Genomic DNA, 12,070 nt, shown 5'->3' with positions numbered 1-12,070 from the left:
GGCACCCGGCGACGCCTGCCGGAACGCGGCCGGCCGCCCGGATCCCCCCGCGGGGGCCGCGCCGAGCGTCGGCGCCGGCGGCGCCCCCGAGGCGCCACCCACCGACACCACGCGCCCGTTCAGCGCCGCGGCGTCGGCCATGAAGGTCTGCTGTCCCTCCGACGTGCTCAGCTGGCGCGACTCCCACAGCAGGACCTCCCTGCTGATCGTGTCGTGGTCGACTCCTCGGGCGGAGGCGGCACCCACGGCCGCCGCCAGTCCCTCCCACGCCCGCTGAGCGTCCTGCGCACCGAGCGGCTTCTCGAACGCCGCGAGACTCTGCTGCACCTCCGCGGCCCCGGCGGAGGCGGACGGCGTCGGGCCGCTCTCGGGCGACGAGGAGCAGCCGGCCAGCAGGGCGGCAACCGTACCGAGCACCACCGCGGCACGACCGCGGACACGCGCGGCCGCGCCGCGCTCTCTGGTCGGTGTCATGGCTTCCCTCGCGCGATCACCGTGGGCGCCCCACGGGCGGGCGGACGTATCCGGCCGTTCCCACCGTCCGCTGCGGCGCGGGAACGCACAACGGGAACAGAACCGACCAGGTGACGCGCCCACCCGCGAACGACCACGGGAGGACCTCGTGTGGCGCGAGCGGGTCGGCGCACCGCCAGTCATCCATCGCGTTACCTACGGCCAAGCGCGAGGGCACAGCATTGCGGTCAGAGCGCCTTCCGGCTGCGCCCTCGCCGTCTTCAGAGGTACAGCCCGGTCGAGCCCTCCGTGTCGCCGAAGCGGGTCGCGGCAACGGCGTGCAGGTCGCGCTCGCGCAGCAGCACGTAGGTGGCGCCGCGGACCTCGACCTCCAGCTTGTCCTCCGGGTCGTACAGCACCCGGTCGCCGGGCTCCACCGAGCGCACGCTCTGGCCCACCGCGACGGCCTCCGCCCAGGTGCACCGCTTGGACAGCTCCGCCGTGGCCGGGATCAGGATGCCGCCGGTCGACCGGCGCTCGCCCTCGCCGCCCTCGATGCGTACCAGCACGCGGTCGTGCAGCATCCGGATCGGCAGCTTCTCGCCGAGCCGGTCGTGGCGGGCGGGCTCGTGCGCGTGGTCGGAGCGGGTCGCTTCGTCGTTCGTACTCACGGTCCCGAAGGTACCTCCCCCGGGCGCGGAGCGTGACGCTGGCCCGGCATGCGGAAGGCCGGGCACCAGTCGCGCCCGGCCTCCTCCGTCCCCCGGAGCTCAGCCCTTGCGGCGCTTGCGGGCCGAGGCGACCAGCAGCACCAGGCCCACGCCGACCAGCGCGGCCGGGACGACCCGCTCCCGGCGCGGCTGCCCCTTCTCGTCCACGAACTGCGCCCGGACCTTCTCCACCACGCCGCTGGCGGCCACGTACGCCCGGGCGGTCCTCTCCTCGACAGCGGCCGACGCCTTGGCCTTGACCTGGGCGGAGATGGTGCTCGGGTGCACGCGGACGGCCAGCTCGTCCAGGGTCGACGCCAGCCGGTCACGCGTCCGCTCGATGTCCGCCTCGATCTGGGCGGTCGTCCGCGCCGACTTGTCCTGCGTGCTCGCCTCGCCCACTCGGGCCACCCCATTCACTTGCCGGTGTTGTTCCGTCCGATCCGTGCGATCGGTTCGACTGACCCAGTGTGTCAGCTGCCGCACACGGCCGCGCGGCCCCACCCACCATCGGAGGTAAGTTTGCCGTGGTACGACCGCCCGCCCAGCCTCCAGGAGAGTACGACCGTGAGTGAGCGTCTCCAACCCGGCGACACCGCGCCCGCCTTCAGCCTGCCCGACGCCGACGGCAACCAGGTGTCCCTCGCCGACCACGCGGGCCGCAAGGTCATCGTCTACTTCTACCCCGCCGCCCTGACCCCCGGCTGCACCAAGCAGGCCTGCGACTTCACCGACAACCTGGAGGTCTTCGCGGGCGCCGGCTACGACGTCATCGGCATCTCCCCGGACAAGCCGGAGAAGCTCGGCAAGTTCCGCGAGGCCGAGGACCTCAAGGTCACCCTGCTCTCCGACCCGGACAAGAAGGTGCTGGAGGTCTACGGCGCCTTCGGCGAGAAGCAGAACTACGGCCGCACCTACCTCGGCGTGATCCGCTCCACGGTGATCGTGGACGAGCACGGCAAGGTCGAGCACGCCTTCTACAACGTGCGGGCCACCGGCCACGTCGCCAAGCTGCTGCGCGACCTCAAGGTCGGCGCGTAGGAACGGGCCGGAACGACGGAGCGGTGGCGGCGCACCCCCCGACCGGGTGCACCGCCACCGCCGTCCCTCACCTCAGCGGACCGCCCTGATCAGCAGGCCCCGAGGTCGCTCCAGACGCCCCACGCACCGCCGGCCGCGGGGTCGTCGCCCTTGGTCCACCACTTGTTCTGGTAGTAGTGGCCCTTCCACGAGACCTTGGTGGGGGTCGCGTAGGTGGTGCCCGCGTCCCAGCTCGGGGCGGCCGTGCAGGTGCCCGAGGTCGGGGTCGGGGTCGGCGTCCCGGTCGGGGTCGGCGTCCCGGTCGGCGTGCCCGTGGGGGTCGGCGTCGGGGTGGCCGTCTGCGACGGGGTCGGGGTCGGCGTGCCGCCGTCCACCGCGCCACGGGTCAGGTCGCCCTTGATCCCGTACAGCGTGCCGCCCACGTTGACCGTCCAGTTCGACGGCGTGGACACCGGCAGGTAGTAGACGAAGTCCATGTCGATCGAGGCGCCCGGCGCCAGCGACTGCCAGCCCGGCAGCTTGACCGACACCCGGTTGTAGGTGCCCTTCAGGCCGCCCGCGTTGCCCGGGCCCGGGTTGTCCTGCTTGATGACCTGGAGGCCGAAGCCGGACTGGTCCTTGGCGTTGCCCGGAGCCGAGTTGCCGTAGTCGAACTGGAACTCGGTGCCGCCCGGCAGGGTCAGCGTCGAGTTGTTGACGATGTGCAGCTTCGGGTTGATCGGGTAGTTCGAGTCGCCCAGCGCGAAGTTGGTGAACGACACGTCGATCGGCAGGGTCTGCTGCGGCAGCGCGGTCGTCGAGCGGGTCGCGCCGTACGGGGCCGCCGACTTGAACTTGTCGTACATCAGCGAGGTCAGCGTCGAACCGGGGACGTACTCGCCCTTGCCGCCGTTGGCGGTGGCGTCCCACCTGTAGTCGCCCGCGAGCTCCCAGATCATCGCGCCGCCGGCGCCCTGGTTGACGATGTAGTCCGCCTTGGCGCCCACCGACTGCTCGTCCTCGGTGGAGAGGAACACCTTCTTGGTGTCGTTCCACAGCCACGGCGCCACCAGGGTGGAGCTGTAGTTGCGGGTGTAGGTGCCCTGGAGCGCGGTGTCGGACACCCCGTACTTGGCCAGGTAGTCGGGCAGGATGCCCTTCTCCAGGTTCTTGGCGTGCCACATCGGGTTCGACCCGGCCGGGGACTCCCTGCCCGCGTCGTCCTTGTCGTTCCAGATGTTGTCGATGCCGACCGCGCCGTCACCGCAGGCGGTCAGGCCGGAGCCGGCCGGGCAGGTGGTCGCCGAGGCGGTGCCCCAGAGGCCGTTGGTGCCGCCCTGGACGTTCTTGAAACCGCGGGTGTAGTACGGCAAGCCGACGTTGATCCGGCCGCCGGGCATCGAGCCGCGGAAGTAGTGGTACGACCAGTCGGCGTTGAGGTAGCCGATGCCGCCGTACTGCGCGGTGCCGTAGACGTTGGCGGCGGCCAGCTCGCCGTCCTTGCCGTCGTCGAACAGCGAGGCGTTCGGGCCGACGTACTTGTTCCAGGCGCCGTGCAGGTCGTACGACATGATGTTGACGTAGTCCAGGTACTTGGCCACCTGGAAGGTCTCCATGCCGCGCAGCAGGTAGCCGGAGGACGGGGCGGCGACCGACAGCAGGTAGTGCTTGCCGTCGGCGGCGCCCGCCTTGTCCAGGCTCTCGCGCAGGGTCTTCATCAGCGCCGCGTAACCCTTGGCCAGCGAGCCGCGCTTGGCGTTGGCGAGCTGCCAGTCCAGCGGGTTGCCGGCGTCCTTCATCGAGGTCGGGTACTCGTAGTCGATGTCGACGCCGTTGAAGCCGTACTTGCGGATGAAGTCGACCGAGGAGGCGGCGAAGGTGTCGATGCCGGCCTGGTTGACGCTGCCGTCCGCGTTGACGGTCATCGAGTAGAAGCCGCCGGAGTTGACGCGCTTGCCGTCGTCCCCGAAGTAGCCGCCGGTCTCGGTCCAACCGCCCACCGAGATCAGGGTCTTGACGTTCGGGTACTGCTTCTTGAACTTCGTCAGCAGGTTGAAGTGGCCCTTGTACGGCAGGCTCGGGTCCAGCTCGGCACCGGGGACGCCGGGGAAGGAGATCCCGGTGGCCTCGCTGGTCGGGCCGTCGGTGCCGACCGAGAGCCTGTTGTCGCCGCCGACGTGGCCGAAGGCGTAGTTGAGGTGGGTGACCTTGTCCCAGGGGACGTCGTTCACGAGGTACGGCGCGTCGCCGTTCTTGCCGGTGCGCCAGCCGGTGAAGTAGCCGATGATGCGGCGCTGGTGGTCCGCGCCCATCTTCTCGCGCCCGCTGGTGTCGTAGACGGAGCAGTACGGGACGTCCACCCCGGGCGTCTGGTACAGGCCGTCCGGGCGGCAGGCCGCGTTGTCGACGGCCGCCGACGCCTGCGAGGGCGCCGCACCGAGCGTCGCCATCAGCAGCCCGGCCAACGAGGCCGCCGCGAGCGAGGCGACACCGGCCCTGGCCGCCGGGCTCTTCCGGCGGTGGGCAGCGGTGGGACGCCGCTCCGCCGTGTTTCGGATCAACACTCGGTCCTCCAGGAGAGAGTGTCGGCGCGTGCCTGTGGGGGAGCACGCACGTGGGGGGTTGCAATTGGCGCAGAAGCTATGTGGTCTGAACCACATAGGTCAATAGGTCTGTACCAATTGGTAATCAACAGCCAAACATCACAGGTCGGGAGCCCGGCCGAGCAGCTCCTCGTTCAGCGCCCCCCGGAAGCCAAAGGGCTCCCCGGTTCGCGGATCCGCAGCGCGCCGGCCGAGCTCGGCCGACCCGAGCTGTGCGAGGACTGCGGCACCGGCCCCGAGTGGCGCGGCAGGCCGATGACACTGGAAGTCGACCACATCAACGGCGACTGGTCGGACAACCGCCCGGACAACCTCCGACTGCTCTGTCCGAACTGCCACTCCGTCACCCCGACCTACTGTCGGCAGAAGAAGAGCGGTCCCGCCGCCCGGTGACAGGCGAAACGGAGGTGCCGGTCGTTCCGCGCGCCCAGTAACATGATGGCCAGCAGGACAAGCGGCCGTGGCGCAGAGGCGACGCAGACGGTTTAGGTCCGTTGGCCCGTGAGGGCTTGAGGGTTCGAATCCCTTCGGCCGCACAGAGAAATCCTTCGAATCGAAGGGCCCGACCGGTTGGGTTCCGGTCGGGCCCTTCGTTCTTCTCAGCCCAGGAGGTCCTTCACCACCGGCGCCAGGGCGCGGAAGGCCTGGCCGCGGTGGCTGATGGCGTTCTTCTCGTCGGCCGTGAGCTCCGCGCAGGTGCGGGTCTCGCCGAGGGGCTGGAGGATCGGGTCGTAGCCGAAGCCGCCGTCGCCGGCCGGGGCGGTGCGCAGGGTGCCGAGGAGGCGGCCCTCGACGACGCGCTCGGTGCCGTCGGGCAGGGCGAGGGCGGCGGCGCAGAAGAAGTGGGCGCCGCGGTGCGGCTCGGCGATGTCGGAGAGCTGGGCGAGCAGCAGGTCGAGGTTGGCCCGGTCGTCGCCGTGCTTGCCGGCCCAGCGGGCGGAGAAGATGCCGGGCGCGCCGTTGAGCACGTCCACGCAGAGGCCGGAGTCGTCGGCGACGGCGGGCAGGCCGGTGGCGCGGGCCAGGGCGTGCGCCTTGAGCAGGGCGTTCTCCGCGAAGGTGACGCCGGTCTCGGGGACGTCCGGGATCTCCGGGTAGGCGTCGGCGCCGACGAGTTCGACGTCCAGGCCGGCGTCCGCCAGGATGGCGCGGAGCTCGGTGACCTTGTGCTGGTTGCGGGTGGCGAGGATCAGGCGGGTGGACATGTCACCCACCCTACCGAGTGGCCGGGGACCGTCAGCCGGTGCAGACCGAGGTGAGGTTGCCGGCGGCGTCCCCGAGCGGCTTGAGGTCCGGGACCTCGTTCTTGTCGGCGGCCCGCTGCACGTTCTCGACCTGCTTCTGCAGATCGGTCACGGCCTTGGCGACGTCGGTGTTCTTGGAGTTCTTCCCGACCTGGTCGAGGTCGTTCTTGAGCTTCTGCAGGGCCTTCCCGGCGACCGCCGAGTCGTTGCTCGCGTTGTCGTAGGCCTTGGTGACGTCGGCGATGTCGCCGGTGATCCTGACGGCGGTGTTGCCGCAGTCGAGCGCCTTCTGGGCGGCGGAGCAGCTCACCATGCTGAGCGGGAGGATCGCGATGAGTCCCGCCACGGCGAGGGCGGCGGGGCGGGCGATGCTGGACGGCATCCGGTCCTCCTGTGGGGCGCGGGTTCCGTGGGTGGGACGCGCGCCGGGAGGTGCGCGGTTCCCGCAGCGGGAGTGCTGCGGGAACCGTACGGTCTCCGGGCCCGGCCTGTACAGCAGGCCGACCCTTCCGCGGGCCGTTCGCACCTCGGCCCGAACGGCCGTCGGCACCGCGGGGCTGACCGTGCGTCCGATCCGGTCCACGGCTGCGGGGCCCGCGCGGGTTCAGCCCTCCAGGGCCTTGCGCTGGATCTCGTCGAGCTCGGCGCAGCCGAGGCTGCCGAGGTCGAGCAGCCGGTCGAGCAGGTCGCGGTCGAACGGGGCGCCCTCGGCGGTGCCCTGGACCTCGACGAAGCGGCCGTCGGAGGTGCAGACGATGTTCATGTCGGTCTCGGCGCGCACGTCCTCCTCGTACTGGAGGTCGAGCATCGGGACGCCGTCGATGATGCCGACGCTGACGGCGCTGACGCCGCCGGTGATCGGCTGGCCCTTGGCGCGCAGCAGCTTCTTGTCGCGGGCCCAGGACACGGCGTCGACCAGGGCGATGTAGGCGCCGGTGATGGCGGCGGTGCGGGTGCCGCCGTCGGCCTGGAGGACGTCGCAGTCGAGGACGATGGTGTTCTCGGCGAGCGCGCGGTGGTCGACCACGGCGCGCAGCGAGCGGCCGATGAGCCGGCTGATCTCGTGGGTGCGGCCGCCGATGCGGCCCTTGACGGCCTCGCGGTCGCCGCGGGTGTTGGTGGCGCGCGGGAGCATGGAGTACTCGGCAGTGACCCAGCCTTCGCCGCTGCCCTTGCGCCAGCGGGGCACGCCTTCGGTGACGCTGGCGGTGCACAGCACCTTGGTGTCGCCGTAGGAGATGAGGACGGAGCCTTCGGCGTGCTTGCTCCAGCCCCGTTCGATGGTGATCGGGCGGAGCTGTTCGGGGGTGCGGCCGTCGATGCGTGACATAGGCACTGAGCGTAGTCGCTCCGGGGGCGGCGCCGGATGCGCCGCGGCCCGCCGTCCCCCTGAGCGGGTCGGCGGGCCGGGCGGGCCGAGCCTGGGTGGCTCAGCTCACATCATGTCCTCGATGTCGGCGGCGATCGGGTCGGCGTCGGTGCCGATGACGACCTGGATCGCGGTGCCCATCTTCACGACGCCGTGGGCGCCGGCGGCCTTGAGGGCGGCCTCGTCGACCAGGGCGGCGTCCTTGACCTCGGTGCGCAGGCGGGTGATGCAGCCTTCGACCTCTTCGATGTTCTCGATGCCGCCCAGACCGGCGACGATCTTCTCAGCCTTGCTGGCCATCTGGTTTCTCCCTCTGTCTCGGCCCTTCGGCGGCTCTGCCGGGTGCCGTCCTGCGCTGGTGCTGGGGTGTCCCTCGACCGCCGGGCGGTGAGGTCCGTGCCGGTGGCTGACGCGGGTTCGGCTGCGGTCGCGCCGGCGAGCAGCGCGACCAGCATCACCCGCGCCGGTCCGGTCCGCCACGTTAGTCCACTTTTGGCCCATTTCGGCAGGCAGGCTCCCGATCGCCGCCCGAGGATGACGACCAGTGGGGCTTACGCCTCCGGAGTGCGGCCTGCTTCTAAGTGGTCTACACCAATATATGTGTACTCCGAGGAACGCGGGAACGGCCCCGGGTGTTCCCGAGCCCCGCCCGAGGGTCCCGCAGGAGCCCTCGGGTCGGCAACCGCTCCCGGAGGGCGAAGGATGAGTTCGGCAGGCGCCACGGCTCCCCAGACCACCTGGTGGCACACCTTCTACGGCGGCCTCCAGAAGATGGGCCGTTCCCTGCAGCTCCCGGTGGCGGTGCTCCCCGCTGCGGGCATCCTCAACCGGCTCGGCCAACCGGACGTGTTCGGCAAGGACGGGCTGGGCTGGGACGACGTCGCGAAGGTCTTCGCCGCCGCGGGCGGCGCACTGCTCGACTCCGCCTTCGGTCTGCCGATGCTGTTCTGCGTCGGCGTCGCGATCGGCATGGCGAAGAAGGCGGACGGCTCGACGGCGCTGGCCGCTGTGGTCGGCTTCCTGGTCTACTACAGGGTCCTGCACGCCTTCCCGGAGAGCTGCAAGCCGCCGACGGTGCTGGTCGGCGACCAGTGCGTGGACTACGGCTCGGCGAAGGCGGCGGCCGCGACGTACCAGAACCCCGGCGTGCTGGGCGGCATCCTGATCGGCCTGATGTCGGCCTGGCTGTGGATCCGGTACCACCGCACCAGGCTGGTCGACTGGCTGGGCTTCTTCAACGGCCGCCGCCTGGTCCCGATGATCACCGCCCTGGCCGGCATGCTGACCGCCGTGGTGGCGCTCTGGGTCTGGCCGCCGATCGGCCGCGGCCTGAACGACTTCTCGCAGACCCTCTCCGACCTGGGTGCCGGCGGCGCCGGCATCTTCGGCGTGTTCAACCGCGCACTGCTGCTGATCGGCATGCACCAGCTGCTGAACACCTTCGTCTGGTTCCAGTTCGGGGAGTTCGTCAGGCCGGACGGCACGATCGCGCACGGCGACATCCCGCGCTTCCTGGCGGGCGACCCGACGGCCGGCCAGTTCCAGTCCGGCTTCTTCCCGATCATGATGTTCGCGCTTCCGGCGGCCGCCCTCGCCATCGCGCACTCGGCGAAGCCGCACCGGCGCAAGGAGATCTACGGCCTGATGCTCTCGGTCGGCCTGACCTCCTTCGTCACCGGCATCACCGAGCCGATCGAGTACTCCTTCGCCTACATCGCCCCGGCCCTGTACGCCGTGCACGCGCTGCTGACCGGCGCCTCGATGGCGGTGACCTGGGGGCTCGGGGTGCACGACGGGTTCAGCTTCTCGGCCGGCCTGATCGACTACGTGATCAACTGGGGGCTGGCCACCAAGCCGTGGCTGATCATCCCGATCGGCCTCTGCTTCGCCGTCGTGTACTACGCGCTCTTCCGGTTCATCATCATCAAATTCAACCTGAAAACACCGGGCCGGGAGGACGAGTCCGAGGTCGAGGACGTCACCAAGGCCTGAAACCGAGCGTCACCGGGGTTATCCCCGCAATGGCCTCCGGACCGACGGGTTCGGGGCCTTCGGCATTTCGGAAAGACCTGCCGCCGCGACCCAACGCCCCTGGCAGGACATGCTGTGCTTTTGTTGCGCCATTAGCCAAAATCGATTTTGTTGCGCAGTCGACCAAAGTCCCAATCGCGACGGGCGACCATGATCGCCATTCGGTAAGTAGGTTTCGATTTCATAGCACTTCGCGGTGACACCGCTTTCCGGGGTTCCTCGACTTCTCCACCCGTGCTACAAAACTGGTCTACACCACGTGTGGTGTAGACCAGTTCGCGGTTCGGCCCCTGTGCCCTCCCCCCGACCGACCGCCATGCCGTTAGGAACCCACCCCCATGAGTCAGTCTGCGCAGGCACCGGCGCCCGCCACGGCTCCGGCCTCGCCCAGCCCCGCCAAGAAGTTCGGCCAGAACCTCCTCCAGGGTCTGCAGAAGATCGGTCGCAGCCTCCAGCTGCCCATCGCCGTGCTCCCCGCCGCCGGTCTGCTGATGCGTCTCGGCCAGGACGACGTGTTCGGCAAGGACGGCCTCGGCTGGGACAAGGTCGCCTCGGTCTTCGCCACCGCCGGTGACGGCGTCTTCTCCAACCTGGCGCTGCTCTTCGCGGTGGGCATCGCGATCGGCTTCGCCAAGAAGGCCGACGGCTCCACCGCCCTCGCCGCGCTGGTCGGCTTCCTGGTCTACAAGAACGTCCTCACCGCGTTCCCGGTCTCCGAGGGCCACGTCGACGGCGACAAGTGGATCAAGCCGGTCTACCAGGACCCGGGCGTGCTCGGCGGCATCGTGATCGGTCTGCTGGCCGCGGTGCTGTGGCAGAAGTACCACCGCACCAAGCTGGTCGACTGGCTCGGCTTCTTCAACGGCCGCCGTCTGGTCCCGATCATCATGGCCTTCGTCGGCACCGCCGTCGGCGTCTTCTTCGGTCTGGCCTGGGGCCCGATCGGTGACGCCGTCAAGAGCCTGAACGACACCCTGATCGGCGCCGGCGCGGTCGGTGCGGGCGCCTTCGGCCTGGTCAACCGTGGTCTGCTGCCGGTCGGCATGCACCAGTTCGTGAACTCCTTCGCCTGGTTCCAGACCGGTGACTTCACCAAGGCCGACGGCACCGTCGTGCACGGCGACCTGACCCGCTTCTTCGCCGGCGACCCGACCGCCGGACAGTTCATGTCGGGCTTCTACCCGATCATGATGTTCGCGCTGCCCGCCGCCGCGCTGGCCATCGCCCACGCCGCCAAGCCGCACCGCCGCAAGGCCGTCACCGGCATGATGGTGTCGCTGGCCCTGACCTCCTTCGTCACCGGTGTCACCGAGCCGATCGAGTTCTCCTTCGTCTTCATCGCCCCCGTCCTGTACGTCATCCACGCGCTGCTCACGGCCGTCTCGATGACCGTCACCTGGGCGCTCGGCGTGCACGACGGCTTCACCTTCTCCGGCGGCCTGATCGACTACGCGCTGGCCTGGAACAAGGCCACCGACCCGTGGATGATCATCCCGATCGGCCTGGTCTTCGCCGCGGTCTACTACTTCCTCTTCCGTTTCGCGATCACCAAGTTCGACCTCAAGACCCCCGGTCGCGAGGACGACGACGAGATCGAGGACGTCACCAAGGCCTGACGCCCGCGTCACCGCCCGCCTCGAAGGCCCCGCCCCGCCGCCGCTCCCCCGGCGGCGGGGCGGGGCCTCGTGCGAACCGGGGCACGTCGGGCGGGCGGAAACGGCGGTTGACGAACCGACGGACGCCCTGGTCAACTGAAGCGGTGAACGCCTCGTGCCCGCTGGTCACCCGCAGCCACATCGACTTCGGTCGCGTGTGGTCCGCGGCGTGTCGCGGCTGAGCTGACCGTTCCCCCGCCGCCGCCCGGCTGACGTCCCGCCCGGCGCCGGTCCCTCCCTCCCCCGCCCGTACGGGCTCCGCCCGCGGGCCGCCACCGCGCGTCGGCGTGCCCCCGCGCACCCGTCTCCGCACGGCTGCCCCGGTGCCCGCACGCGTCCGCACGAGGAAGTCAGGCTCACCATGCCCCGCCAGTTGCACCTGTCCGCAGCCCTCGACAGCCCCGGCCGTTTCGACGCCGGGCACTACGCCTCCCTCGCCCGCCTCGCCGAGCGGGCCACCCTGGACTTCGTCACCCTCGACGACTCCTTCGCCCCCGCACCGAGCCGTCCCGACGCGCTCGCCACCCTCGCCCGGCTCGCCCCGCTGACCAGCCGGGTCGGGCTGGTGCCGACCGTCACCACCACCCACACCGAGCCCTTCCACACCTCGATCTCGGTCAACACCCTGGACTGGGCCTCCGAGGGCCGGGCGGGCTGGCTGGTCGGCGTCTCCGCGACCGAGGCCGAGGCGCGGGCCTTCGGCCGCCGACCGGTCGCCGCCGAGGACGAGCTGTGGGCCGAGGCCGCCGACGCCGTCGAGGTGGCCGCCCGGCTCTGGGACAGCTGGGAGGACGACGCGGAGATCCGCGACACCGCCACCGGGCGGTTCATCGACCGCGACAAGCTGCACCACATCGACTTCGAGGGCCCGCACTTCTCGGTCCGCGGCCCGTCCATCACCCCGCGCCCGCCGCAGGGCCGCCCGGTGGTCGCGGTACCGGTCGCCGCCGCCGACCTCGCGGCGGACGCCTCCCCCGGCGGGCGC

13 protein-coding genes and 1 tRNA gene are annotated in these 12,070 nt (G+C 70.7%); 6 read left to right on the top strand and 8 right to left on the bottom strand.

The window, feature by feature from the left end; translation table 11 throughout:
- The 3 genes from KS423_RS24765 to KS423_RS24755 all read right to left on the bottom strand — a co-directional run.
- The coding region (locus KS423_RS24765; RefSeq protein ID WP_374120023.1) for a hypothetical protein at positions 1-474 on the bottom strand (474 nt) is incomplete at its 3' end.
- A 260-nt stretch (positions 475-734) separates the two neighbouring features.
- Positions 735-1,037, bottom strand: a complete 303-nt coding sequence (locus KS423_RS24760; RefSeq protein WP_049655715.1) for a co-chaperone GroES — start codon at positions 1,035-1,037, stop codon at positions 735-737.
- A 186-nt stretch (positions 1,038-1,223) separates the two neighbouring features.
- Positions 1,224-1,565 (bottom strand): DUF3618 domain-containing protein, encoded by a 342-nt coding sequence (locus KS423_RS24755; RefSeq protein ID WP_224281941.1) that lies wholly within the window; start codon positions 1,563-1,565, stop codon positions 1,224-1,226.
- Between the two features lie 165 nt (positions 1,566-1,730).
- On the opposite strand from KS423_RS24755, the gene bcp reads away from it, so the two are divergent.
- Positions 1,731-2,204 (top strand): thioredoxin-dependent thiol peroxidase, encoded by a 474-nt coding sequence (gene bcp / locus KS423_RS24750; protein WP_224281940.1) that lies wholly within the window; start codon positions 1,731-1,733, stop codon positions 2,202-2,204.
- A gap of 89 nt (positions 2,205-2,293) precedes the next feature.
- On the opposite strand, the gene KS423_RS24745 is transcribed toward bcp, so the two are convergent.
- Entirely contained in the window at positions 2,294-4,633 is a 2,340-nt protein-coding gene (locus KS423_RS24745) for a chitinase C-terminal domain-containing protein (protein ID WP_374120024.1), read from the bottom strand.
- A gap of 192 nt (positions 4,634-4,825) precedes the next feature.
- On the opposite strand from KS423_RS24745, the gene KS423_RS48570 reads away from it, so the two are divergent.
- Complete coding sequence (locus tag KS423_RS48570) at positions 4,826-5,179, top strand: HNH endonuclease signature motif containing protein (protein WP_374120022.1); 354 nt, start codon at positions 4,826-4,828, stop codon at positions 5,177-5,179.
- A 61-nt stretch (positions 5,180-5,240) separates the two neighbouring features.
- Positions 5,241-5,322: transfer RNA gene (locus KS423_RS24735), tRNA-Leu, on the top strand.
- Between the two features lie 63 nt (positions 5,323-5,385).
- On the opposite strand, the gene rdgB is transcribed toward KS423_RS24735, so the two are convergent.
- From rdgB to KS423_RS24715, 4 genes are all read right to left on the bottom strand, one after another.
- Positions 5,386-5,991: an RdgB/HAM1 family non-canonical purine NTP pyrophosphatase gene (rdgB, locus tag KS423_RS24730; protein WP_224281939.1), complete on the bottom strand. Its 606-nt coding sequence runs from the start codon at positions 5,989-5,991 to the stop codon at positions 5,386-5,388.
- A 31-nt stretch (positions 5,992-6,022) separates the two neighbouring features.
- A complete protein-coding gene (locus KS423_RS24725) occupies positions 6,023-6,412 on the bottom strand; it encodes a hypothetical protein (protein WP_224281937.1) in 390 nt (129 codons plus the stop codon).
- A 222-nt stretch (positions 6,413-6,634) separates the two neighbouring features.
- Positions 6,635-7,360, bottom strand: coding sequence for a ribonuclease PH (gene rph / locus KS423_RS24720; RefSeq protein ID WP_224281935.1), 726 nt, complete (start codon positions 7,358-7,360; stop codon positions 6,635-6,637).
- Positions 7,361-7,465: 105 nt separating this feature from the next.
- Positions 7,466-7,699, bottom strand: a complete 234-nt coding sequence (locus KS423_RS24715) for a glucose PTS transporter subunit EIIB (protein WP_224281934.1) — start codon at positions 7,697-7,699, stop codon at positions 7,466-7,468.
- A gap of 402 nt (positions 7,700-8,101) precedes the next feature.
- Between KS423_RS24715 and KS423_RS24710 the strand changes: the two genes are divergently transcribed.
- The 3 genes from KS423_RS24710 to KS423_RS24700 all read left to right on the top strand — a co-directional run.
- A complete protein-coding gene (locus KS423_RS24710) occupies positions 8,102-9,391 on the top strand; it encodes a PTS transporter subunit EIIC (RefSeq protein ID WP_224281932.1) in 1,290 nt (429 codons plus the stop codon).
- A gap of 377 nt (positions 9,392-9,768) precedes the next feature.
- Complete coding sequence (locus tag KS423_RS24705) at positions 9,769-11,046, top strand: PTS transporter subunit EIIC (protein ID WP_224281930.1); 1,278 nt, start codon at positions 9,769-9,771, stop codon at positions 11,044-11,046.
- Between the two features lie 400 nt (positions 11,047-11,446).
- A partial coding sequence (locus KS423_RS24700; protein WP_224281928.1) for an LLM class flavin-dependent oxidoreductase occupies positions 11,447-12,070 on the top strand: 624 nt, incomplete at its 3' end.

This window comes from Streptomyces sp. LS1784 (assembly GCF_020103755.1).
Classification (GTDB): Bacteria; Actinomycetota; Actinomycetes; order Streptomycetales; family Streptomycetaceae; genus Kitasatospora.
Note: the sequence above shows the minus strand (reverse complement) of the source record. Positions and strands in the feature narration are given on the sequence as shown.

What these genes read in the sequence shown, in the direction of transcription:
- KS423_RS24760 (WP_049655715.1), bottom strand. Translation starts at nt 1,037, where the DNA reads ATGCTGCACGACCGCGTGCTGGTACGCATCGAGGGCGGCGAGGGCGAG.
- KS423_RS24745 (WP_374120024.1), bottom strand. Translation starts at nt 4,633, where the DNA reads ATGGCGACGCTCGGTGCGGCGCCCTCGCAGGCGTCGGCGGCCGTCGAC.
- KS423_RS48570 (WP_374120022.1), top strand. Translation starts at nt 4,826, where the DNA reads ATGTGGTCTGAACCACATAGGTCAATAGGTCTGTACCAATTGGTAATC.
- rdgB (WP_224281939.1), bottom strand. Translation starts at nt 5,991, where the DNA reads ATGTCCACCCGCCTGATCCTCGCCACCCGCAACCAGCACAAGGTCACC.
- KS423_RS24725 (WP_224281937.1), bottom strand. Translation starts at nt 6,412, where the DNA reads ATGCCGTCCAGCATCGCCCGCCCCGCCGCCCTCGCCGTGGCGGGACTC.
- rph (WP_224281935.1), bottom strand. Translation starts at nt 7,360, where the DNA reads ATGTCACGCATCGACGGCCGCACCCCCGAACAGCTCCGCCCGATCACC.
- KS423_RS24715 (WP_224281934.1), bottom strand. Translation starts at nt 7,699, where the DNA reads ATGGCCAGCAAGGCTGAGAAGATCGTCGCCGGTCTGGGCGGCATCGAG.
- KS423_RS24710 (WP_224281932.1), top strand. Translation starts at nt 8,102, where the DNA reads ATGAGTTCGGCAGGCGCCACGGCTCCCCAGACCACCTGGTGGCACACC.
- KS423_RS24705 (WP_224281930.1), top strand. Translation starts at nt 9,769, where the DNA reads ATGAGTCAGTCTGCGCAGGCACCGGCGCCCGCCACGGCTCCGGCCTCG.